The organism is Ereboglobus sp. PH5-5 (assembly GCF_029504805.1).
GTDB lineage: Bacteria > Verrucomicrobiota > Verrucomicrobiia > Opitutales > Opitutaceae > Ereboglobus.
Map to the genome: position 1 here is coordinate 73,210 of NZ_JAQFIT010000004.1, position 22,964 is coordinate 96,173.

A 22,964-nucleotide genomic window follows, 5' to 3' on the forward strand; every position below is an offset into this window, starting at 1 on the left:
AATTAACATGAACACTTCCACCATCGAACAAACACACATCATCGACCTTCGCGTCCGCAATCATCCCGGAGTCATGTCGCACATCACAGGCCTCTTCGCTCGCCGCGCATTCAACCTCGAGGCGATTCTTTGCGTGCCCGTCTCCGGAAACGACGAAAGCCGCATGCTCCTCCTAGTAAACGACACGCCCAAGCTCGAACAAATCGAGCGCCAGCTCGCCAAGCTCCACGACGTGCTCGCCGTGCGCCAGCGCACCGATCTGCCGTCCGATTATTTCGAGCGCCTTGGAAAAAGCATCTGAGGCAGACGCCTCAATTTCCTCCGCGCGCGACCGCAAGGGCGGAACGGCTTTCCCGTCACAGTTCCAGCGTGAAATCGTGCGCGGGCTCGTCGAGCCACATGTCATACCAGGGCGAGTAAGTTTTGACGGCGACGGTTTTGCGGTCGGCGTTGAAGTGCACAAGCCGGAGGAACCCGCCGCCACCGTAGCCGCGGGACGGCTTCACCCCGCCCTGGTAGTTGGCGAGCAACTGGTGCACCATGCGACCGCCCTTGCCGGGCGTGCTGAGGCGTCCGGCCCCGCCGTGCAACACATGGCCGCTGAAAACAAAACGGATGTTTTCGTGTTGTGATATGAAGCCGTCCCACATCTCGGTCGCGTCGGTCACGCTTCCTGGCGTCGCCGCGAGCGAGTATGAATGAGGGTTCCAGCGCTGCTTTTTACCCTTCTTCGCCCAATCGTAACGCGTGCCGTCGGAATAGATAAACGCATGGGTGACCACAATCGTGTCCAAGTCCTTGTTTTCGGACACAATCTTGTTCGCCCATTCGAGCACCTCGGGGCGCGGCCCGAACTCAAGCGATACCACGAGTAATTCGCCATGCGGCGTGACGACCTTGTGCCAGCTGTTTTCAAGGTGCAGTTTTTCAAACAGGCCGTGGGCCTTGCTGTTGCGATAATCGCGCCCGGAAAAGTGCTCGTTGAGCAACGTCGAGCGGTCATCGCTCCGGCCCCACCGCCCGATGTCGTGGTTGCCGGTTGCCAGGCTGTAGGGGACGCGCGCGCGGTTCAGCTCGCTCATCGCCTGCCTCGCCACGAGCCATTCCGCATGCACGTTGTTGTCCACGATGTCGCCCTCGTGGGCAACGAAACAAAGCTTGAGCCGCGCCTTGTTGGCCGCGAGCCACTGGGTCTGGCGGACAAACACCTCGGGATGGTTGATCGTGTAGGTCTGGGTGTCGGGCAGCAGCGCGATGGTCCAGCCATCGGCAAAAATATCCGGCAGCCGCGTCTCGGGCACCGCAACCACGGGCGCGGGCGGCGTCCATTTTTTATCATTCGGGGCGGCCGCGAGAAATTTCGGCGCAAGCGCGGTTCCCGCGGCGGCAACGGTCAAGGTGTGGATAAATTGTTTTCGGTTCATGGGCTGGAGTTGGGTTAGTGAGTGGAAACAAACGCGCCTGTGAACTAAAAGCCGCGTTAGCGTCCTGTCCAGCATCCTAACGCGGAACGCCGGAAAGCGCCGCGCATTTCTGTCTTCTATTTTTCCTCACGACCCGTCAGCGTTTGCCTTTCACATCCAGTATTCCGCAATTAAAACTCCGTATTCCAAATGACCTTTAACAACCGCATCGCACTCGTCACCGGCGCAGGCCGCGGCATCGGCAAAGCCATCGCCGAAATGCTCGCCAAGAACGGCGTCACCGTCATCTGCGTCTCCAAGTCGCCCGAAAGCTGCGGCGGCGTCGCCGCAGCCATCACCGCCGCCGGCGGCAAGGCCGAGGCCGTGCCCGTTGATGTGTCCGACGGCCCCGCCGTCGCCAAGGCAGCCGAGGCGCTCCTCGCCAAATACGGCAAAATCGACATCCTCATCAACAACGCCGGCATCACCCGCGACGGCCTCATAGCCCGCATGTCCGAGGACGACTGGAACGCCGTCATCCAGACCAACCTCTCCAGCTGCTTCCACTGGTGCAAGGCCATCGGCTGGCCCATGTGCCGCGCCCGCCATGGTCGCATCGTCAACATCGCCTCGGTCGTCGGGCTCATCGGCAACGCCGGCCAGGCCAACTACGCCGCGGCCAAGGGCGGCATGATCGCCATGACCAAGTCGCTCGCCCGCGAATTCGCCAAGCGCAATGTCACCGTCAACGCCGTCGCGCCCGGTTTCATCCAAACCGACATGACCGCCGCCCTAAGCGAGGAAGTTCAAAAAGTCGCCGTCGCCCAAGTTCCCATGCAGCGCATGGGCACCCCCGAGGACGTCGCCAATGTCGTCGCGTTCCTCTCCAGCGAAGAAACTGGCTACATAACGGGCCAAGTTTTTACGGTTGACGGCGGCATGGCAATGTGACCCTTTACCAAACCTCAGTAATCTAACTAACATGGCCGATCAAAAAACCATCGAACAACGCGTTAAGGAAATTATCGTTAACCAGCTTAACGTTAATGAAGAGCAGATCACTCCGCAGGCATCCTTCTTGGATGACCTCGGTGCCGATTCCCTCGACACAGTCGAGCTCATCATGGCATTCGAAGAAGAGTTCAAGGATGAGATTAAGGGCGAAATCCCTGAATCCGACGCCGAGAAGCTCCAGACAGTCGGTCAAGTGATCGACTATATCAAGAGCAAGGCCGGAGCATAAATCCTTCGCAATCAGCAAATTATAACTAAATCGACGTTTTGCCGGAACCTCACAAGTTCCGGCAAAACGTTTTTTGCATACCCCGAAAACCGCAAAAACGCACTTTCCCTGCATTTTTGATTTCCCCGTCGCGCCCCAACGCCCACACTCACGGCTCCATGCGAATCACCCTCGTCCATCCCGCCGGCTTTAATTTTGTCCCCGGCCAGCCCGATATCACCACGCTTGCCAACCGCATGGCGCCCATAGGCATCCTTTCGCTTGCCGCCTGGCTCGAAAAACACGGCCACAACGCCACCGTGCACGACTGCCTCGGCCCCCGCGCGCCGCGCACCCTCGAGGCCAACGCCGACGCCATCCTCGCCACAAATCCCGACATGGTGGGGTTTTCCGCAACCACCGCCGGATTCATGGATGCCGCCGATATCGCCGCCATCATCAAATCCCGCCGCCCCGAAATCAAAACCATCTTCGGCAACGTCCACGCCTCCGCCATCGGCCCCAAGCTCCTCAAATATTTCCCCGAAATCGACTACCTCTGCGTCGGCGAAGGAGAAGGCCTCATGCTCGACCTCGTCGAAGGCCGCGCCCTCGCTGAAATCCCCAACCTCGCCTACCGCGACACCTCCGCCCCCGACGGCATCCGCTTCAACCTCCGACGCTCCCGTATCCAGGACCTCGACTCGCTCCCCTTCCCCGCCTACGAAAAACTCGACGGCTTCCCCTCCGGTTACCACCTGCCGCTCTTTTCCTACATAAAGCGTTGGGGCGCAACAATGATAACCTCGCGCGGCTGCCCCTACACCTGCTCGTTTTGCGACCGCACCGTCTTTGAGCGACTCCACCGCTACAACTCCGCCGCCTATATTTACGAACACATGCGGCACCTCCGCGATCACTTCGGCGTTTATCATATCAACATTTACGACGACCTTTTCACCGCGCACAAAAAACGCGTTTACGAACTCTGCGAGCTCCTCATCAACAAACCCCTCGGCGTCGGCTTCAACTGCGCCATCCGCACCGGCCACGACGACCTCGAAATGCTGAAACTGCTCAAGCGCGCCGGCGCGCTCATGGTTTCGCTTGGCGTGGAGTCCGCCGATCCCGAAATGATGCGTCGTCACAAAGCCGGAGTCACCCTCGACGCCGTCCGCGAAACCGTTGACCGCATTCACACCGCCGGCCTTCGGGCCAAAGGCCTCTTCATTTTCGGCCTCCCCGGCGAAACCCCCGACACCGTCCGCGCCACCAGCGACTTCATCCTCTCGCTCGATCTCGATGAGATGAACATGACCAAGTTCAGCCCCCTCTACGGCGCGCCCATCTGGGACGAATGCGCGAGCGGCGCCGAAGGCGCGTTCACCGAGGACTGGCGGCTGCTCAACTGCCTCAACTTCACCTTTATTCCGAAAGGCTTTTCGAGCCGCGAGGAAATGGACGCACTCTACAACTGGCACATCCAGCGCTACTACAACAGCAAACCCTACCGCCGCCGCTTCGCGAAACACATCTGGCAGCACCGCTGGAGTCTCTGGCACCTCGTCACCCACCTGCCCCGCACCGTGCAAGCCGCCCGCTATTTTTACGCAAACCGCGAAAAACTCGAGGCGATGAAAAAGGATTTTCCCCTTCACCCGCGCCAGCCGGTCAACCTCCGCGCCACACTCGGCCCCGAGTTGCAGGCGGACTTGAACGCCTGATTTTTCGACGCGGTGAAAAAAATTTTATTTCCAAGCTTTACAACGCCCCAACGCTTTCTCTTACTTCGCGGCTCTTCACTACTGGAAACAACGCTCAGGTGGTGGAATTGGTAGACACACACGTTTGAGGGGCGTGTGCCGTGAGGCGTGCAGGTTCGAGTCCTGTCCTGAGCACCAGTTGAAAATTGAAAACACCGCTTAACCAAGCGGTTTTTTTGTGCCCGCACTCGGCGCCGTCATGTATGCCGCGCGCAATCTCCGCAACGGATCTCGCGCCGGACGGAACGCTTCCGAACGAAAATAAATTTCCAAAAATTCAAATTTAAAACCTGAAATTCTTTGAAACCGGACGCGGCGGGGTATCTTCTTCCCTCAAACACATCCGCGCACATGCCTCCCGCGTCCTCCGAATCCACCACTCTCATGATCGGCACAACCACGGTCGCCACGCGCGATGAGGCCGACGCCCTTGCGCGCGGCCTCGTCGAGTCGCGTCTCGCCGCGTGCGCGCAAATCGACGGCCCCGTGACTTCCGTCTATCACTGGCAGGGCAAACTCGAAACCACCGCCGAATATCGCCTCACAATCAAGTTCCTCGACTCCAACGCCAACGCGCTCGAAACATGGCTCCGCGCCCATCATCCCTATGAAACGCCGGAGTGGGTCGCGGTGCGCGCTGAAATCGTTGCAGAAAAATACTTGTCATGGGCGCGCTCGAACTCCACCTTCTTGCCTCTTTAACAACTCTCAAGCACTTTTCATAACGTCATGTCACAGCACAAAAGTCTCCAAGGTTCCAGCGGTATCGTTGTCAAGCGCAACGTGTTAAAGCGTTTTGAGCGCGTCGAGCTGCTCAAGAAGCGCGGTCAGTGGAAGGAAGGCGACCGCGTTCAAGGTCTCCGCAAAACCAAGCCCGACGTCTGATCACAGACTCGATTTTTTATTTCTGCACTTTCCGAGGCAGGCGACAAACATCGTCTGCCTTTTTTGCAAACCAGACCCGTTTTTTGGCGGCATCACCACCGTAAAACCCCTTTCCACGCAACCAATCCAGTCCGCGCATATCGTGAACACCGACACCTCAGCAGTCGCAGCCGAACCCACCGGCGGCCCCGCCAAAAAGCCCAATATCGTCAAGCGCCTCTACAACTGGGTGCTGCACTGGGCCGACACCAAATACGGACTGCCCGCGTTGTGCGCGATCTCGTTTGTCGAGTCGTCGTTTTTCCCGATCCCGCCCGACGTGCTGCTGATCGCCCTGTGCATGGGCGCGCCCAAACGCGCGTTCAAGTTTGTCTTTTATTGCGCGCTTTTTTCGGTGCTCGGTGGAATCCTCGGCTACTACATCGGCTACGCTCTCTACGAGGAAGTGGGGCGGCGCATCATCGACTTTTTCCACTACCAGGAAGCCTACGCCTACGTGGGGAAACTCTACGGTGACAATGCGTTTCTCTCCATCCTCACCGCCGGCTTCACTCCCCTGCCCTACAAGGTCTTCACCATCGCCGCGGGCGTGTTTCATGAACAAGTAGGCCTGATGACGCTCGTCACCGCATCCGCGCTCGGACGCACCGGGCGCTTCCTCCTCGTCGGCGCTGCGATCTATTTCTTCGGCCCCCCCGTGAAACGCCTCCTCGACAAGTATCTGGAAATTTTCTGCGTGATTTTCATGGTGCTGCTCATCGGCAGTTTCTTCATCGTGAAGTGGCTCGCCAAATAAACCGCCGCGACCAAACCCTTGGCCCGGAGCCAACGATACGCGCGGGATGCCATTCCGTGAATCTTGTTAATCCTGTTTTCCAAAAATGATCCTCCGTTGCCAGCCCGGTTATGAACTCCTGCTCGAACGCGAATTGCGCCCCCATGGCCTCGCGATGGGCGCAAACGGCGGCGGATGGATTGCAACGGCAAACACTCAGGAAACTGAAAACGCATGCCCTGATCTCTGCTTCGCCCATTCCGCGCTTCTCGCCCCGAGGGAAATCACCGGTGAATCCGTCAACGCACTCGCCGCCCGTATCGCGGAATATTTTCTCGAATCCGCGCGCACCGAACGCTTCGACGCGCAATGGCCGCTCGCCTTCGATTGCGCCGCAAACCTCGACGGACTCGGGCGCCGCGCCGACGCCGTCGAAAAAGCATTCAACGAGCTCCTGCGCAAACGCATGTCGCGCGTCGCAAAACTCGCCGCACCGCCCGCCCGGCTCTCCCCTTTCAGCCCTTCCCCGCTTCGCGGCCTCTTTGTGTATTTCACCGACTTCCAGCGCGCGCACGTCGCCCGAGAAAACATCAGCTACGGCCAGCGCCGCATGGCCGATGATCCGCTCGCGCCCTCGCGCTCCTACCTGAAAGTCGAGGAGGCCTACGGCGTCATCGGACGCGAACCCGCGCCCGGAGAAACCGTCGTCGATCTCGGTGCAGCGCCCGGCGGCTGGAGTTACAGCGCGGCCAGGCGCGGCGCGCGCGTCGTTGCCGTTGACAACGGCCCGCTCAAAGCCGGCGCGCTCAACAACCCGCTCATCACGCACCTGCAGCAAGACGCGTTTCATTTCGATCCGACCCAGTCGGACGCAACCTCAAATGCCCCCGCCGACTGGCTGTTTTGCGATCTTGTCGAGGATCCCCGCCATGTGCTCGAAAACATTCTTCTCCCCTGGGTTGAACGCCGCTGGTGCAAACACTACATCGTAAACCTCAAGTTTGGCCGCACCGACCCCGTCGCGCTTTTGAGCGAGGTGCGCGCGCGCATCCCCGCCGCGCGCATCCGCCACCTCTATCACGATCGCGAGGAGTTCACACTCGTCGCATCCCTGTAGAGGCGCATCGCGCGTGCGCGCCCCTATGGCTCATACCGATATCCCACGCCGTGCACGGTGATGATCGCCACCGGCTCGTCGGGTTTGCGCTCCACTTTTTTGCGCAACTGCGCCACATGCTGGTCGAGCGTGCGCGTGGTGCCGTAATACTCGACGCCCCACACCGCGTTCAGCAGCGCGTCGCGCGCGAGCACCTCGCCGGGATGCGCCGCGAATATCTCCGCGAGTTTCATTTCGCGCGCAGTGAGCGACTCCTCGTTTTTTCCGAGCGTCACCGTGAATTTTTTCCGGTCAACAAGCGCATCGCCGAGCTTGAACACGGCGGGCAAATCGGCCGCGGCGTCCACCGTCGCCGAATCCAGCCGCGCACGCCGCAGCAACGCCTCCACGCGCGCGATCAGTTCGTGCACGCCGAACGGCTTTGTCATGTAATCGTCCGCGCCGAGCTTGAGCCCGACGACCTTGTCGATCTCCTCGCCCTTGGCCGATAAAAACAGCACGGGCACGCGGGCGTCCTTGGCGCGGATTTCGCGGCACACATCGTAGCCGCTCATCTTGGGCATCATGATGTCGAGGATGACGAGATCGTATTTGCCCTGCGGATACAACTTGAGCGCCTGCGCGCCGTCGCCGGCCGCGGTCACGTCGTGCCCCTCGCTTTCAAGCGTGGTCATCAGCCCGAGGCGGATATTCGGATCATCTTCAGCAATGAGTATTTTTGCTTTCATAGATAACAATTCACTCCTTCGGATTCACCACCCGCCCCATGAACAAAATGCATCCGGTCGCATTATCCTGAATCAAAAATATGAATGGATGATCTGCGCGGAAAACAGGTGGCCCCGCGCGACTATCGATACCTAAAAGAACGACATCCAAGCCACTGCTTGCCGCCGCTTCCGTGCCCTCTTCGCTAACATCCACAAAAGCCGATTGAACAATATCGGAAATGAAAATTTCTTTTGTCCCATTCATTCCACTGAAATCAGCGGCTCTGGAATTGAACGGATCTCGCAATCCAATGCTTTTCAGTGGTTTAACAAGCGAACTCGGGCCAAAGTTCATTTTAAATCGAGGCATAAGCAACCGCACTTTTTGTTCTTTCACTTGCCTTCGCCACTCCATTATTTGCGCTGACGAAAGCTTCTCTTCGATTTCAGCCAATCCTTGTTTTGATTTATCAATGGGTAAAACGATCAGCATCGACATTGTCCTGCCGCGGTAACGAAGTTCGATTATTTGAGAATCCTTGGTTCTCACGTATCTGAAAGTATCAGTTTGCCGCATCAGCGGCACCTGGGCGTCGGCATCATTCCACGTATAAAATGGTTCGTTCCTTGTGTCTGCCGCCTCAAACGGATTCCTCCATTTCCCTTTAAAATAAACGGCGTTGCTAAGCACCAATCGGGTATGCGGCGGCAGCGGATTATTTATGATATTGGTTATTTTTCCATTTGTCGCGTTATCCACCCATTGATTGATCCGCGCGCGCGCATTCGGCTCCTCATTCACAAAATCCACAGGCGTGATTTCCACACCATAGTTTTTTCTCACGAGCGAAAGATAATCCACAAGCAGCGGTGTGCCTTTTTGCGGCCATAGGGAATTGGCGATGTTCAGTTGCACGTTCCTCGAGGCATTTACACCGTCGAAATGTTTCAGCAAAGCCGCGAACGCCGAATGGGGTTCCGCCTGCGACTCGGGGAAGCGCAGCACTTTTTGCATTTGCGCGGCGGTGTCGCCTTTTGCGCCGGCATAAGTCATGGCCAGCGCCGACGAAACGCTAAACGGCGAGAAGAACAAATTACCCTCGGTGCTCTTCAACTGCGCGTAAAGATCGCACGCAAAATCATTGCCGGAGAACGCAAGCGCCGCAGCGGATTGCGGCAGCCTCTCCGCGGACACTGCAAGCGTCAGCGTAAAACCAACGGCGATGTTGAGAATCAAATTGTGGAGTTTCATGGGGATTTTGATGTTATCTGGTTGTTGTTTTTTTGCGCGACGGCCATGTCGATGCTGCAGATTCCGGTCGCCATGACCAGCCAGCGCAATGGCTTGAAATACATGAAAGGGATTTTCACGTTTTTAAGAAAAAGCCTCACGCGGATCGGCAGCGTTCGCAAAAAATAACTCCGGTTCGGCGCGCGTTTCTTTTCATTGAGAATTTTGCTCAGTGTGAGCGCGCTACCCATCGCGTGGCTGATGCCTTCCAGCGAACTCGGGCTGATGAATCCCGCGGCCTCGCCGATCAGGAATCCGCCGTTTTTTCCGGCGCGACAGTCGAACAATCCCGAAGGCCGCAACACCATGCACGCCTCCGTTTTCAGGGGCTCGCCAAAGTGAAAGCCAAATTGTTTCGAGCGTTCCTTCAGTTGCTCGAAACGCTCGCGACAACGCTTCTGCGGAAACGCGCCGCCGAATATGAAATGCTCATTTTTGGAAAGTCCCCACGCGTAACAATCGGTCGTGTCCGGGTCGAAGATGCACGAATAAAACGGCTCCGCGTGCTCGTCGCGAAACCATTGCTGGATCGCAACGTAGTGCCGGATGTTTTGCCTCGCGCCATACAATGCGCTCCGCACGGCGGATGACGCGCCATCGGCCCCCACGACATAAGCTGCGTCGGCCGTGAAATCCACACCGCCTTGATGAAAAGTGACGCGATATCCTGCTCCGTTTTTGACGATCGATTTGAAACTGGCGCCCTTTCGCACCTCGACGCGCGCCGGAATCAAACCGACCAGCCATTGGTCGAAACGATGACGATCGAGATTGAGATAAAACCGCTGGTAGTAGCGGGTCTGGCGCGTGTCCGTGTCGATGGTTTTGACCGCAAAAATCTGCGGGCTGACGAGCACATGCGACGGCAGCGTGAGCCCGAAGCGTGCGAGGACATTTTGCGCATCAGGCGCGAGAAGTCCGCCGCAAGGTTTTTTGAAACTCCGGTCCTCGTCGTCCGTTTTTTTGTCGATTGCAAGAACCCTCAAATGCGGCCCCAACAATCGCGCCAGCGTCGCCCCCGCCGGACCGAGGCCGACGATAATGATGTCGTAGTGTGACGATGGTGTTTCGCGCCGGCTCATTCTACATTATACATTTTTCATTCTGCATTAGCTCGCGCGCAGCGTGAGCGTAAACTCGCTTCCGCCGCCTTTGCGCGGGGAACAAGTAAGGTCGCCGCCGAGGCCGCGAGCGAGCTGGCGGGCTATGCTCAAGCCGAGACCCGAGCCGCCTTGCGACGCGGTGAGCGTGTCGTCAACGCGGTGGAACTTGTCGAAGATTTTTTCGCGGTGCGACGACGGGATTCCCGGGCCGCGATCGGCGACGGTTATGCTTAAGGCGGCATGGGCATCCCGCCCATGTTTTGCCGCCCCGGTCACGGGCTGGAAACCCTGGCTACTCACCAGCACCTCGCCACCGCCCGCGGCGTATTTGCAGGCGTTGTCGAGCAGGTTGATGACGATTTGCTCGACGGCATCCAGGTCGGTTTTCACCATGCATGGTTCGGCGGAGATTTCCCGCTCCAACTTTATGCCCGCCTCGGCGAGTCGCGGCGCGTGCCGGTCGAGGAGGCGGTTGAGCTCGGTGTTCAAATCGTGCTCCGCGAGATCAAATTTTTTGCGCCCCTGCTCAAGGCGCGAGAAGTCGAGCACGTTGTTGACGAGTCGGGCGAGGCGCTGCGTTTCGCGCGAGATGGTTTGCAGCGACTCGGCGCGCCTGTCCTCGTCGCGGATGCGGCCTTGTTCGAGCAGCTCGGAGTAGAGGCGAATCGTGGTGAGCGGCGTTTTGAATTCGTGCGACACATTGGCGACGAACGATGTCTTTTGCGCCGACTCCGCCGCGCTGAGTCGCGCCTGCCGCATGAGAAGCGAGCCGCCGCCGATGATTGTGAGGATGAAAAAGCCGATCAACAACGCGCTCGCGAGCAGAAACGCGCTTGTGTTCAGGCTGCCCAGTTCGCCGGCCACCGTAAAACCCGCAACGCGCCAGCCGGGCAGCATGAGCGGTTGCGAGTAGGCTTGCTCCGCCGTGGTGTCGGCGTTCATGCCGACCTGCGCAATCCGCGCCCCGGTGTCCTTGAACAGCACATAGGCCTCGTCCGGCTCGATGACTTGGGGCAAAATTTCCCGCAAGCGCGACGCGATGGCCTCAAGGTTGACCTCGACAACCAGCACAGTGCCCTGCGTGGTGAACCTCCAGCCGAACAGGTGCAACACGCCCGCCTCGTCACGCCATGGAGCCCAGCCGGTGAGTTCGGGAGGCGGCGTGGTCGCGTCGAAAACCGCCGGGATTTGCATGTCTGTTTTTTTTGATTTGAGCATGGCGGCATCGCGCGAGGTCGTCGGAACCGGCGCAACGGATTTCGCGGACTTGGACTGCGGCCTGGCGGCGCTGCTGACGCTGTTGGTGCGAGTGGCGCGGGCGCGTTTGTCCGCCGCAACAGGCGGTGCGATTATTTTTTCATCCGCCATCACTGACATGCTTTTTTCGACTTGGATTTCCTCAAGCGCCTCCACTTCGGAAATGGCGGACAGCGGCGGCGGTGCCGGATCAATCCGTTTTGCGACGTTCACGTTGTAATTTGCCATGCTTTGCATGGCGACGCGCGCGGTTTGATAACTGCTGGCATTGTCTTGCAGTTTTCCCTCGGAAATTGGAACGGGCGCGGCGTCCTTTGCAATGGAAGCGCCCCAGACATTGGTTTCTTTTTTTGTGACGGAAAACTGTTCCATTGAGATCGGCGAATCCATGTAGGAATCCCCCGCGACTGTCATCGCCGGTTGTGATTCCGCCGCGATGCGCGATTGCGTTGTTTGCCGCGGGCTTGGCTGCGCAACCGAGACGCGCCAGGGCGTGGTGGCGAGCCACGCGACGATGGAATCGTTCCGCGCGCCCCAGCGAAGGGCGCCGCCGCTGTTCGCGTAATACACATCGTGCACGAGCGGGTTTGTGCGGCGCCAGTTGTCGAGGTAGTTGCCGGCGTTCGACGGGGGCGCGTCGAGCAGGGTTGTCATGAGGCCGCTTTGCACATCGCCCAGGACCAGGTCGATGTTTTCCGCGATGAGGCGCGTGCGCGCCTGCACCGCCGACTGGCGCGCCGCCACGGCTGCGGAAGCCTGCTCCCGAATGTGAACCTGCTCGCGCCCGAGAAGCCAGAGCGCCGCCGCGCCCACAACCAGCGTGGAAATGATGAGAAGCAGCCAGTAGATAAAAATGCGTCGTGTGGAGGCGGTCATGGGGACGGGCGCGATTGCGACTGGTCGTTCATGCTGGTGAAAGGCGATGCATTGAAAAGGATGAATATCATTCGTTGGCGTCGGCGTGGCGCGGATTGCGGGCGGCGTTTGCGGGTGAGCCGGGAATGTTCCGGCTCACCGGGACGGTTCGCCCTACCAAAACATATCACTTCGAATCTCTCGGCTTGGGCGCGTTTGTGCCGGTGCTGGAAACGCTGTTGCTCGCATTTGCCTGCTGCATTATCACAGCGTTGTTATCGGCGCGGTAGTTTTTGCGGTCAAAATTGCTGATGCCTTGGGCTTTAATCTTGGCAGCAGCTCCCCAATTCTCACGCGCAAGACTATGAACTCCTGCATTGTTGTAAACGACACTGTATTGATCCATCATAACAGCTTCGTCGTTCAAAAGCTGCGAAGCCTCGTTGATTTTCCCGGCGTCAGCAAAAGCGATCGCCTTCTCCTTGGCCTCCGCAAAGCGATTGGCGGCATACTCCGTTTGCAAACGGTGGTTGGCCGACTTCACAACCACGGCCTCGTCGTCGCTGAAACGCGCGCGGGTGGCCGCCGTGAGCGTGGCGGGTTTGTTGGCGACGGCATCCTCGAAGGCGATGCGCGCGCGGGCGATTTCGCGCTCGGCTCCGGCGCGGGCGCGGGGCGTTTCGATTTCGACAAGCGCGTATTTCTCCTGTCCGCCGTAAATCTGGTTGAGCGTGAGCTCGGCGTTTTGTCCGCGAATGCTGCCCTCGCGCCCGACAAAGCGAATCGGGCGCACGCCCTCGGGAAACTCGATTGTGACGACGGCCTTGCGCGCCACGATGCTGAGCACGTCGCCGAGCTCGGCGTCGAAGATTTTGGCCAGGTCGCGCGCGTTCTCGGCGAAGTAGGTGTTGCCGTCGCTCTTGAGCGCGAGGCGCGCCATGAGGTCCTCGTCGTAACCGAGACCGAGTCCGATCGTGGTCACGGAAATGCCCTCCTTCACGAGCGCGGCGCCGAGGCGGCCGAGCTCCTCGGGCGTGCGCGGGCCGGAGTTTGCCTGTCCGTCAGAGAGCAGGATGATGCGGTGCACGTAGCGCGAGTCCTCGATGTTGCGGCGGATTTCCGACGCGCCCTGGCTCACGCCGGCGAAGAGCGCAGTGGTGCCGCGAACATTTATCTGGCGGATGCGACGCTCAAGTTCGGAGCGATTGGAGCCGACGCGCACGGCGGGGATGAGCGTCTCGACCCTGCTGTCGAAAGTGACGAGTGAAAAGATGTCGCCGTTGTCGAGATGGTTGAGCGCCTCGATCGCAGCGGCCTTGGCCTGCTGGATTTTTTCGCCGCCCATGGAGCCGGAGCGGTCGAGCACGATGGAGAGGTTGACCGGCGGGCGCTCGCCGGTGCGCGGCAGGCGGCAGCCGTCGATTGCGATTTTGACGATGGCGCGGTCGGCGGTGTCGGCGGGAAGAACGGAGCGGTCGAGTTCGACGCGAAATTTTATCGGCTCAGAGGACGGAGCCGAAAGGGCTGAAGGACTGAAGGGCTGAAAAGCTGAAACGAACAGCGCGAGAGCGACGGCTGTGATGGCGAATGGTGATTTGTGTGTGGCGGGTGTTTTCATGACGCCGCAAGAAAACCACAAATCGCGCCCGCGTGTGTCAGCGGAGCGTCAGGAAATTGTCAGGGATTTGTCATGAAAACCAAAACACGCATCAAAAAATGACACTGGGGTTGGCATGTGCGAATCACGCCGCGGGGGCGGGATCGGGTTTCACCGTCTTGGGTTTGGCGGGCGATCGGTAGAGCCAGAGGCCGGCGATGAGAAGCAGGACGATGGAAGCCCACGCCAGCACACTATTGACCGCGCCGACAAACGGGGCGCTCGTTGTCACCTGCCCGGTTCCGAGCGGCACCACGGTGCCGTCTTTCACGACGAGTTGCGTGCCCTCGGCGGCGCTCAAATTGTGCACGGTGATGACTTTCCCAAGCGTCTCGGTCCTCGTGGTGGTGGTGCCGTCTGGCGCCACGGTCACGGTTGTGCGGGTGGAGGCTGGTTGCAGTGAAAACGCCATGGCGGCGATTTTCCAGACCAGCGAAACCGAGGCCACGGCGAGACAGAGAATGGCGATGAACTTTTTCATAAATGTTTTCAGATTGATTTTGGACGAGGGAAACTCGTCGCGCACCCGATCAAACCGGTGTCAGGCGCTCCGGGTCCCAACATGCGCATAATAAGACAGACTGCACGAAAAATATCGAAAGCCATCCGCTTGCGTCACAACAACCGTCCCTGCGAAAACCTCAATTTCGCGCGAGTGCCGCGTTCGCCATCCTTGCGATTTGCGATTGTTGCGACGCCGCCGTGCAAATGCGCGATTTCACGCACCAAGCTGAGGCCCAGTCCCGTGCTCTTCACTCCCGAGCGCGGACGCGCGAGCGAATAGAATTTTTCGAACAATCGCCCCACCGCGTAATCCGGAATGCCACTGCCGTTGTCCTCAACGATTGCGACGATTTCGTGCGTTTTGGCATCCGTTTCCACGCGCAACACCACACGGCCGCCCGCCGGCGTAAACTCGATCGCGTTTTGCAACAGGTTGCCAAGCGCCTGCGCGAGCAGGGCGCGGTCGCCCTTCATCGGCGCGGGCGCGGGTGCGTCAATCAAAAGCTCCACCCCTCCGGTCTGCGCCGCGGGTTGAAACACGGCGAATGTCTCGCGCGCAACCGATGCCAGGTCGAGCGCGACCATTTTGGCGTGAGCCTTGCGCGCCTCGAGCGACGCGAGTTGCAGGAGTTGGTCCACGATGCGCTGGATGCGTCCGGCCTCGGTGTTGATGTTGCCGATGAAACGCGCGCGCTCCGCCTCGGGCGGATTTTCGCCCAGGATTTCCGCCGCGCCACGGATGGCGGAAAGCGGCGATTTGATTTCGTGCGTGAGCGTTTGCACGTAGCGCTCGACGTAGGCTTTGCCTTCGATCGCGGCGCGCATTTCCTCGAACGCCTTCCGGAGTTCGCGCACTTCGCGGCCCTCAAAATTGGCGAGTTTCGGCATTTTTGCGGAGCGGCCATCGCGCACGGCTCGCGCATATTGGGTGAGGCGCGTGATCGGCGCCGTCACCCACATCGAAAACGCGATGCCGAGCAGCAAAATCATGCCGCCGCCCGCCAGCCCGGCAAGAACCACGCGTTTGCGAGCGGCGCTCACCAGTTCATTAATGCTGTCGGCGGGCTTGCCGAGCGACACAATGCCGATGAGCCGCGAGCCGTCCCTCGACCGGATGGGCGCGGCCATGTAGAGCATGAGCGAATGCGGATCACCCTTCACCTCGTGCGTGGCGCGCGCGCCGTATTCGCCGCGCAGGGTCAGGATCACATCGCGCCATTCGTTGCGGTAGCTTTTCCCCTCGTCGCGCCCCTCGCGCGAATCGTAGAGCACGATGCCGTCGGCGTCGGTCACGTAAACACGGGCGTTCACTTGCGTCTTGTTGAGCGAATAAATCAGCGCGTTGAACCGGCGGCGAAACGCGCCGTCGAACATCGTTTTTATTTTCGCGGGATCAAGCGTGTCGTCCCTCGTTTCGCTTTCAATGACGGACGCGAGTATGTTGACGCTGTCCACAAGCGCCTCCTCCATCGACTCAAGATAACGCGGCGCAAGCTCCGAAAGGTTGCGGTTGATCAGATAATAAAACCCGCCTCCCACAACGAGCAGATACGCGAGGAGAATGTAGGTGCGGATCGTCATGACGCCGTCATACCCTCAACGAATACCCCATGCCGCGATGCGTCTGGATCGGATCGATTTCAGGCGCGGCCGCGCGCAATTTTGCGCGCAGGGTTTTGATGTGCGCATCGACCGTGCGGTCGAGACTCGCGCCGGGGTCTTCCCACGCGCGTGTCATGAGTTCGTCGCGCGAAAACACGCGCCCCGGACGCGAGAGCAGTGTTTTGAGCAAACGATATTCGTAGCGAGTCAGGTCGAGTCGCGCGCCGTTGTAACGGATTTCGCAACGCTCGCTGTCGTGCGCAAAACCGGTTTCACGCCGTTCGGCCTGCTGGAACGGCGCCGCGCTTGATGACGGCGTCGATGAAACCGGCGCGGGAGCCGCCATGTTTGCGCGCCGCAAAATGGCCTTCACGCGCGCGCTCACTTCGCGCGGACTGAACGGCTTGGTGACATAATCGTCGCCGCCGATTTCGAGCCCCACGATGCGATCAACCTCCGAGCTGCGCGCCGTCAAAAACAGCACCGGCATTCGCGGCGAGCGCAGCCGGATGATTTTGCAAAGTTCAAACCCGTTCGCATCCGGCAGCCCCACGTCGAGAATCACGAGGGCAAACATTCGGGAGCCGAGTTCCTCAAGCGCCTCGCTTCCCGTTGCGCGCCACACCGGCTCGAAGCCCTCCGTGCGCAACGCATACACAAGCGTGTCGGCGATGGCCGGCTCGTCCTCGACAATCAAAATATTGGCGGGAGGCTGCATGTTTCTTGCAATGGGGCTGTCGCAAAAAACGCGGGAATCATCGTCCCCCGCGTTTCTCGCGCCTCGCGCGGTTATATTTTTGCCTCCTCGCTCAAGCGCGCCACGACCGCGGGCAGCAGCGCGTGCTCCGCGGCGTGCACCCTGGCCTCCAGCGACTCAAGCGTATCCGTTTTTTCAATACGCACAGCCGCCTGGTCAATGATCGGGCCGCCATCGACCTCCGCGGTCACGTAATGAACCGTGCAGCCGGTGATCTTCACCCCGCGCCGCCATGCCTGCCCGATGCCGTCGAGCCCGGGAAAACTCGGCAGCAGGCTCGGATGCAGGTTGATAATCCTGTTCGCGAACGCGTCGATGAACCGCGGCTTCAAAATGCGCATGAACCCCGCGAGCACGATCAAGTCGGGCTCGCATGCGTTGATGGCCTCGATGTAACGGGCCTCGCCCTCATCGTCGAATTTCGTCTTGAACGGACCGGGATCTAAAAATGAGGCGGGCACGCCGTATTTGGCTCCGTGCGCGAGGATGCCCGCGTCCGGCTTGTCCGAAAAAATCCGCACGACTTCGGCGCGGCCGAGCTGCTTTTGTTGCAGGGCGTTGAGAATGGCCTCGGCATTGCTGCCCCGGCCCGAACCTAAAATGACGACTCGCATGTTGCCGCGCAGTGAAACAGATGCCGCGCGGGCGACAAAGCGTTTTTTATGAAATCGCTCCCACGCCGTCGAAGCGGAGCACGACGCGTGATTCGCGGCGCGTGGCTTCGCGGTCGAGAGTGAATCGCGCCTCCCAGTCGTTTTGCTCGTCGGTGTCGGCGAGCACTTGCGCAATGCTCGCGCCGTCGTCGCCGAAATACGTGTGCTTCGCGGCGCGGCCCTCGGGATCGAGACGGAAGCGTCCGCGCGCGTCGAAATACGGGGCGAATTGCCGCTCGATGAAACGCGCTTGTGAAGGTGGCACAGACATTCCTGTCTGTGCGGTTTGGAAAGTTTGCGCGAGGGTTGTTTCGCCGTCGGCACAGGCGGGAATGTCCGCGCCGCCTTGCCATGCCATTCGTTCCGCCGCCGCCTCGTAATCGCGCGCGGCCACATCCTGCAAAAAGCCGAGGATCGTCGCGCGCACCAAACGCCGCAGCGCGGCCGCGTCTCTCGTGATGTCGTAGCTCGACGGGCGCGCGGGTTTGCCGTCCTTGTCAGCCGCGTCCGCAACCGCGAAATTCGGATCGCGCATCTTTTCCCATTCCTCAAGCAGACTGCTGTCGATGCCGCGGATCAGCTCATGAAAATACGTTTCCATTTCGCGGACATCCTCGTTCTTGGCGGAGTCGGGCACGGTTTGCGCGAGCACTTTATACACTTGCGAAAGGTGCCGCAGCAGCAGGCCCTCGCTGCGCTCGATGCCGTATTCGCGCACGTATTCGGCGAACGACTGGTAGCGCTCATACATCTCGCGCGCGATGGACTTGGGGCGCACGTTTTCGTTTTCCACCCACGGGTGCGCGGCGGCGAAGGCGTTGAATGTGTCGTATAAAAATTCGCGCAACGGCTTCGGGTATTCGAGTTCGTCGAGTTTCGCCATGCGCTCGTCGTAGGGAATGTCGGCGGCCTTCATGCGCGCGAGTTCGTCGGTTTTTATCCGGTCGAGTTGACGGCGCAAAATGATCTCCGGATTCTCCACGATGCTTTCGCAGAGCGTGAGCACGTCGAACGCGTAGTCGGGCGATTCGCGGTCGAGCAGCGGCAGCGTGTCGAGCAGGTAGAGCGAGAGCGGCTGGTGCAGCGAAAAATCGTCCTGCAAATCGACGTTCACGCGCAGTTTTTTTCCATTCGCAGGGCGCGCATCCTCCGGAATCCACTCGATGATTTTGCGCTCGAGCAGCGCGCGAAACAACTGCCACGCGCGGCGGCGGTGCGCTTTTTTGCGCACGTCGGGCTCGTGCGAGTCGTCGATGAGCTGGCGCATCACGCGGCAGCCGTCGGCGTCGCGGCTGAGAACGTGCAGCAGCATGCCGTGCGAAACGGCGAAGCGCGATTGCAGGCCCTCGGGCGGCGCGGTCATGAGTTTTTCAAACGTCCCGGCGTCCCAGCCCGGCGTGCCCTCGGGCGCTTTTTGCTTTGGCGCGTTTTTCTTTTTGCCGCTGGATTTCGCCGCTTTTTCGGCGGCGACTTTGTTGGCGATCACATGCTCGGGCGCCTGCACGATCACGTGGCCGGTGTCGTCAAAACCCTTGCGCCCGGCGCGGCCCGCGATCTGGCGGAAATCGCGCACGTTGAGGATGGCGGCTTTTTGCCCGTCGTATTTCCAGAGCTTGGTGAAGAGGACCGTGCGGATGGGCACGTTGATGCCGACGCCGAGCGTGTCGGTGCCGCAGATGAGTTTCAGCAGGCCGCGCTGCGCGAGCTGCTCGACGAGGATGCGGTAGCGCGGCAGCAGGCCCGCGTGATGCACGCCTATGCCGGCGCGCAGCCAGCGTTTCATGTCGCGCCCGTAGGGGCTGTTGAAGCGGACGTTTTCAAGCGCGGCGGCGAGCGCGGCCTTTTCATCGCGCGTGCAAATGTTGGCGAGGCTCGTCAGGTCCTGCGCGGCTTCGGACGCCTCGCGTTGCGTGAAATGCACGAGGTAAATCGGCGCGCGTTTCAGCGCGAGCAGATCGGCGACGCGCTCGGTGAGCGGCGTTTCGGAATACTCGAATTGCAACGGCACCGGGCGGCTGTCGCTGCGAACCGTGACCGCCGGCGCGCCCGTGAGTTTCACCAGCGCGCGCTCGATCGACTCGGTATTGCCGAGCGTCGCCGACATGAGCAGGAAGCGCGCGCGCGGCATCAGGAGCAGCGGCGTTTGCCAGGCGACGCCGCGCTCGTTGTCCGAGTAATAATGAAACTCGTCCATGATAACGGCGGCGACCGACTCCGCGCGTTCGCCGCCGGCGAGCGCGATGTTGGCGAGGATTTCAGCTGTGCAGCAGAGCACGGGCGCGGACGGGTTCACGCTCGCGTCGCCCGTCATCATGCCGACGTTTTCGGGGCCGAAGTCGCGGCAGAGCGCGAGGAATTTTTCGTTCACAAGCGCCTTGATCGGGCAGGTGTAAACCGAGCGGCGCGGCGCGGCGTGCGCGTGCGCGCAGAGCTCCTTGAAATGCAGCGCGGCGGCGACGAGCGACTTGCCGGAGCCGGTGGGCGTGGCGAGGATGACGTTGTTGCCGGCGAACAATTCCAGAATCGCCTCCTCCTGCTCCGGGTAAAGCGTCATGCCGCGCGCGGACATGGCGTCGAGAAACCGCTCCATGACGGCGTCGTTGGAGCTGTGCGGCGGAAGTGGCGTGAGCGGTGCGTTTGACAAAACGGGAAAAACAAAGACGCCGCGCGCCGCCGCGCGCAACGCCGCGTTTCACGCAACGGATGCCACGAGGGGCGCCGCGTGTTCTTGCGACGCCCCTGCGCGACGAGATGACCTCACTTGCCCTTGCCGAGCAGGTAGGCAGGGTTGAGTTTGTGCAGCGACTTGGGAACAAACATGCCGTCCTTGCGGATCAACTTGCCGTCGAACCAAATCTCGCCGCCGCCGTATTCGGGGCGCTGCATGCACACCATGTCCCAGTGAACTTGGGACTTGTTGCCATTGCCGCAGTCCTCGTAGGCGTTGCCCGGTGTGAAGTGGAAGGAGCCCGCGATTTTCTCGTCGAAAAGAATGTCGCTCATCGGGTTCAGGATGTGCGGATTGAAGCCGAGCGCAAACTCGCCGATGTAACGCGCGCCCGCGTCGCTATTGAGAATTTCGTTCAGGCGCTTGGTGTTGGTCGATGTGGCCTCGACGATTTTGCCCTTGCTGAAAACAAGGCGCACCTTGTCGAACGAACAGCCGAGGTAAACCGTGGGCACGTTGTATTGAATGACGCCCTCGACGCTGTCCTTGACCGGGCACGAATACACCTCGCCGTCGGGGATGTTGCGCAGACCGCCGCAGGGCACCGCGCCGATGCCCTTGATCGAAAACTTCAAGTCGGTGCCGGGGCCCTTGATGTGCACGCGGTCGGTGTTTGTCATGAGTTTCACGAGCGCGCTCATGCCCGGAATCATGCGCGCATAGTCGAGCGTGCAGACGCGGAAATAAAAATCCTCGAACGCCTCGGTGCTCATGCCCGCCTGTTGCGCCATCGCGGAAGTGGGCCAGCGGAGCACGACCCATTTGGTGTTGTTCACTCGATGCTGGAGCACGGGACGCATGAGCCGGGCGACCAGTTGCGCGCGCTCGGGGCGCACATCGGAGGCCTCGAAAATATTGTCGGAACCGCGCAGCGCGATGTAGGCGTCCATTTTTTTCATGCGCGCGAGCTCGACCTCGGCGTGCGCGGCATACTGGGATTCCTCGGCGCCGAGCGTGAGCTCGCGCGTGATGCGGGCGCGGTTGATATTAACGTAGGGATGAGCCCCCCTGGCCTTCGCCGCGCGGATGAGCTCGATCACCATTCCGTCGGGAATATCGAAGGCGTCGATGAGCACCCGCTCGCCCTTTTTGAGCGAGCAGGAGAAATTAATAAGACCTTGGGCGAGTTTTGTGAAGCGAGGATCGGTAAGCATTGTGTGGAAATTATATCAGCGACGGAACGAACCCGCGCAAGAGGGAAACTCGCAGGCGCGCCCGGCATTGTCGCGACACGGAGCGGAGCGTCCCCGTCGAAAAAAAACGCGACCCCGTTGCCGGAGTCGCGTGAGATGTTTCAAAGAAATGCGTTGGTTTTGCTTATTTCTTGAGGCTGGCGCGAACGGCGTCGAGTTGTCCTGCGCTGCCGAGGAGCTCGTTGCGGCTGGCGATGAACTTCGCGTATTCCTCGATGTAAACCTTGCCGGGGGCGCGGAAGTCGAAATCAGCCGGCTTGTCGCGGAAGAATTCGCGGTGAACGCGCGTCCAGACGAGGCGTCCGTCGGTGTCGATGTTGATCTTGGTGACGCCGAGTTTCGCGGCGGGCAGGTATTCGTTCACGTTGACACCGGCGCTGTCCTTGATCTGGCCGCCGGCGGCGTTGATGCGCGCGACCTCGTCCTGCGGGACGGACGAGGAGCCGTGCATGACGAGCGGGAAGTTGGGGAGGAGTGCCTTGATTTTTTCGAGCACATCGAAGTGGAGCGATTGTTTGCCCTTGAACTTGAAGGCGCCGTGCGAGGTGCCGATGGCGCAGGCGAGCGAGTCACAGCCGGTGAGCTCGACGAATTTCTTGGCTTCCTCGGGATCGGTGAGCGTGGCCGCGCCGTCCTCGACCTTCACATCCTCCTCGACGCCTCCGAGCATGCCGAGCTCGGCCTCGACGGAGATGCCCTTCTTGTGGGCGGCCTCGACGACGCGCTTGGTGATCTCGACGTTTTTCTCGAACGGATCGTGCGAGGCGTCGATCATGACGGAGCTGTAGAAGCCGGAGTTGATGCAATCGTAGCAGGTTTCCTCGTCACCGTGGTCGAGGTGAACGGCGAAGATGGCGTCCGGGAAAATGGTGTCGGCGGAGCGGATCATGCCCTCAAGCATGAGCTTGTCGGTGTATTTGCGCGCACCCTTGGAAATCTGGATGATGAAAGGCGCCTTCGAGGCCATGCAGCCTTTGAACAGACCCATGGTCTGCTCGGCGTTATTGATATTGTAGGCGCCGATGGCGTATTTGCCGTAGGCGTGTTTGAAGAGTTCTGCGGTTGTAACGATCATGATGAGTGCGTTGGTGGTTTTGATTTGGCCGAAGCCTGTTTAACTTGACGAAGTTTTAGAAGTTAAGCCCCCGCGCCCGTGCGACAAGGGTTTTTTTGCATATAGCCACCTCCTCCTGTGTGCCGAAATGGTAAAACTGTTGCAGTTGAAGGTATTTTTTAAAATCCCAGCATAAAGAGCGTGGACAACACTGAAGCTTTGCCTTGATTCCAAAACCTCGGTGGAGAATATCACGCGCATTCTCGACGCCCAAGGCAATGTTGCTTTGCCTTGATTCCAAAACCTCGGTGGAGAATATCCTGGCTTGGTGTTGCTCGTCATCGCCGGAAGCTTTGCCTTGATTCCAAAACCTCGGTGGAGAATATCCTCCATGTAGCCGTAGAGGCGATACCAGACGCTTTGCCTTGATTCCAA

At 59.9% G+C, this 22,964-nt stretch carries 21 protein-coding genes, 1 tRNA gene and 1 CRISPR repeat array (1 of these 23 running past the window's edge); of the genes, 9 read left to right on the top strand and 13 right to left on the bottom strand.

All coding sequences use genetic code 11. The features are described from left to right. Positions 1-22: 22 nt before the first annotated feature. Positions 23-301: an acetolactate synthase small subunit gene (gene ilvN / locus M2103_RS03530; protein ID WP_345783536.1), complete on the top strand. Its 279-nt coding sequence runs from the start codon at positions 23-25 to the stop codon at positions 299-301. Positions 302-356: 55 nt separating this feature from the next. Here ilvN and M2103_RS03535 read toward each other — a convergent pair whose 3' ends face one another. Beyond that, positions 357-1,424 (bottom strand): hypothetical protein, encoded by a 1,068-nt coding sequence (locus M2103_RS03535; protein ID WP_277508782.1) that lies wholly within the window; start codon positions 1,422-1,424, stop codon positions 357-359. Positions 1,425-1,613: 189 nt separating this feature from the next. Between M2103_RS03535 and fabG the strand changes: the two genes are divergently transcribed. From fabG to M2103_RS03575, 8 genes are all read left to right on the top strand, one after another. Next, positions 1,614-2,354 (top strand): 3-oxoacyl-[acyl-carrier-protein] reductase, encoded by a 741-nt coding sequence (gene fabG, locus M2103_RS03540; RefSeq protein WP_277508783.1) that lies wholly within the window; start codon positions 1,614-1,616, stop codon positions 2,352-2,354. A gap of 31 nt (positions 2,355-2,385) precedes the next feature. Further along, positions 2,386-2,646 carry an acyl carrier protein gene (acpP, locus tag M2103_RS03545; protein ID WP_108826084.1) on the top strand — a complete coding sequence of 87 codons (261 nt, stop codon included), beginning with the start codon at positions 2,386-2,388 and terminating at the stop codon, positions 2,644-2,646. A 158-nt stretch (positions 2,647-2,804) separates the two neighbouring features. Then, positions 2,805-4,349 carry a radical SAM protein gene (locus M2103_RS03550; RefSeq protein ID WP_277508785.1) on the top strand — a complete coding sequence of 515 codons (1,545 nt, stop codon included), beginning with the start codon at positions 2,805-2,807 and terminating at the stop codon, positions 4,347-4,349. 92 nt (positions 4,350-4,441) lie between these two features. Then, positions 4,442-4,526, top strand: a tRNA-Leu gene (locus tag M2103_RS03555). Positions 4,527-4,739: 213 nt separating this feature from the next. Then, positions 4,740-5,090: a divalent-cation tolerance protein CutA gene (cutA, locus tag M2103_RS03560; protein ID WP_277508786.1), complete on the top strand. Its 351-nt coding sequence runs from the start codon at positions 4,740-4,742 to the stop codon at positions 5,088-5,090. 27 nt (positions 5,091-5,117) lie between these two features. Continuing rightward, positions 5,118-5,273 carry a small basic protein gene (locus M2103_RS03565; protein WP_108826087.1) on the top strand — a complete coding sequence of 52 codons (156 nt, stop codon included), beginning with the start codon at positions 5,118-5,120 and terminating at the stop codon, positions 5,271-5,273. 142 nt (positions 5,274-5,415) lie between these two features. Beyond that, positions 5,416-6,069 (top strand): YqaA family protein, encoded by a 654-nt coding sequence (locus tag M2103_RS03570; protein ID WP_277508787.1) that lies wholly within the window; start codon positions 5,416-5,418, stop codon positions 6,067-6,069. Positions 6,070-6,154: 85 nt separating this feature from the next. Further along, the gene (locus tag M2103_RS03575; RefSeq protein WP_277508788.1) at positions 6,155-7,165 is read left to right on the top strand and encodes an SAM-dependent methyltransferase; all 1,011 of its coding nucleotides are present in this window, start codon (positions 6,155-6,157) and stop codon (positions 7,163-7,165) included. A 23-nt stretch (positions 7,166-7,188) separates the two neighbouring features. Here the strand turns inward: M2103_RS03575 and M2103_RS03580 are convergent, their stop codons facing one another. From M2103_RS03580 to M2103_RS03635, 12 genes are all read right to left on the bottom strand, one after another. Beyond that, complete coding sequence (locus M2103_RS03580) at positions 7,189-7,893, bottom strand: response regulator transcription factor (RefSeq protein WP_108826091.1); 705 nt, start codon at positions 7,891-7,893, stop codon at positions 7,189-7,191. Positions 7,894-7,903: 10 nt separating this feature from the next. Further along, on the bottom strand, positions 7,904-9,127 hold the full coding sequence (locus tag M2103_RS03585) for a serpin family protein (RefSeq protein ID WP_277508789.1): 1,224 nt from the start codon (positions 9,125-9,127) through the stop codon (positions 7,904-7,906). After that, the gene (locus M2103_RS03590; protein ID WP_277508790.1) at positions 9,124-10,248 is read right to left on the bottom strand and encodes an FAD-binding protein; all 1,125 of its coding nucleotides are present in this window, start codon (positions 10,246-10,248) and stop codon (positions 9,124-9,126) included. The genes M2103_RS03585 and M2103_RS03590 overlap by 4 nt, the downstream gene beginning before the upstream one ends. A 27-nt stretch (positions 10,249-10,275) precedes the next feature. Continuing rightward, complete coding sequence (locus tag M2103_RS03595) at positions 10,276-12,402, bottom strand: HAMP domain-containing sensor histidine kinase (RefSeq protein ID WP_277508791.1); 2,127 nt, start codon at positions 12,400-12,402, stop codon at positions 10,276-10,278. Positions 12,403-12,568: 166 nt separating this feature from the next. Further along, a complete protein-coding gene (locus M2103_RS03600) occupies positions 12,569-13,999 on the bottom strand; it encodes a VWA domain-containing protein (protein WP_277508793.1) in 1,431 nt (476 codons plus the stop codon). 124 nt (positions 14,000-14,123) lie between these two features. Then, positions 14,124-14,519, bottom strand: a complete 396-nt coding sequence (locus tag M2103_RS03605; RefSeq protein ID WP_277508794.1) for a hypothetical protein — start codon at positions 14,517-14,519, stop codon at positions 14,124-14,126. A 134-nt stretch (positions 14,520-14,653) separates the two neighbouring features. Further along, positions 14,654-16,123 (bottom strand): two-component system sensor histidine kinase CreC, encoded by a 1,470-nt coding sequence (gene creC, locus M2103_RS03610; protein ID WP_277508795.1) that lies wholly within the window; start codon positions 16,121-16,123, stop codon positions 14,654-14,656. 7 nt (positions 16,124-16,130) lie between these two features. Further along, positions 16,131-16,862 (bottom strand): two-component system response regulator CreB, encoded by a 732-nt coding sequence (gene creB, locus M2103_RS03615; RefSeq protein WP_277508797.1) that lies wholly within the window; start codon positions 16,860-16,862, stop codon positions 16,131-16,133. Positions 16,863-16,933: 71 nt separating this feature from the next. Then, complete coding sequence (gene purN / locus M2103_RS03620) at positions 16,934-17,515, bottom strand: phosphoribosylglycinamide formyltransferase (protein ID WP_277508799.1); 582 nt, start codon at positions 17,513-17,515, stop codon at positions 16,934-16,936. Between the two features lie 46 nt (positions 17,516-17,561). Then, a complete protein-coding gene (locus M2103_RS03625; RefSeq protein WP_345783537.1) occupies positions 17,562-20,144 on the bottom strand; it encodes a DUF3516 domain-containing protein in 2,583 nt (860 codons plus the stop codon). A gap of 167 nt (positions 20,145-20,311) precedes the next feature. Next, positions 20,312-21,436, bottom strand: a complete 1,125-nt coding sequence (locus M2103_RS03630) for an aminopeptidase (RefSeq protein WP_277508801.1) — start codon at positions 21,434-21,436, stop codon at positions 20,312-20,314. 163 nt (positions 21,437-21,599) lie between these two features. Then, entirely contained in the window at positions 21,600-22,550 is a 951-nt protein-coding gene (locus M2103_RS03635) for a ketose-bisphosphate aldolase (RefSeq protein WP_277508802.1), read from the bottom strand. Positions 22,551-22,745: 195 nt separating this feature from the next. Continuing rightward, positions 22,746-22,964: direct repeats of the CRISPR family, unit length 37 nt; unit sequence GCTTTGCCTTGATTCCAAAACCTCGGTGGAGAATATC (it continues 4,495 nt past the right edge of the window).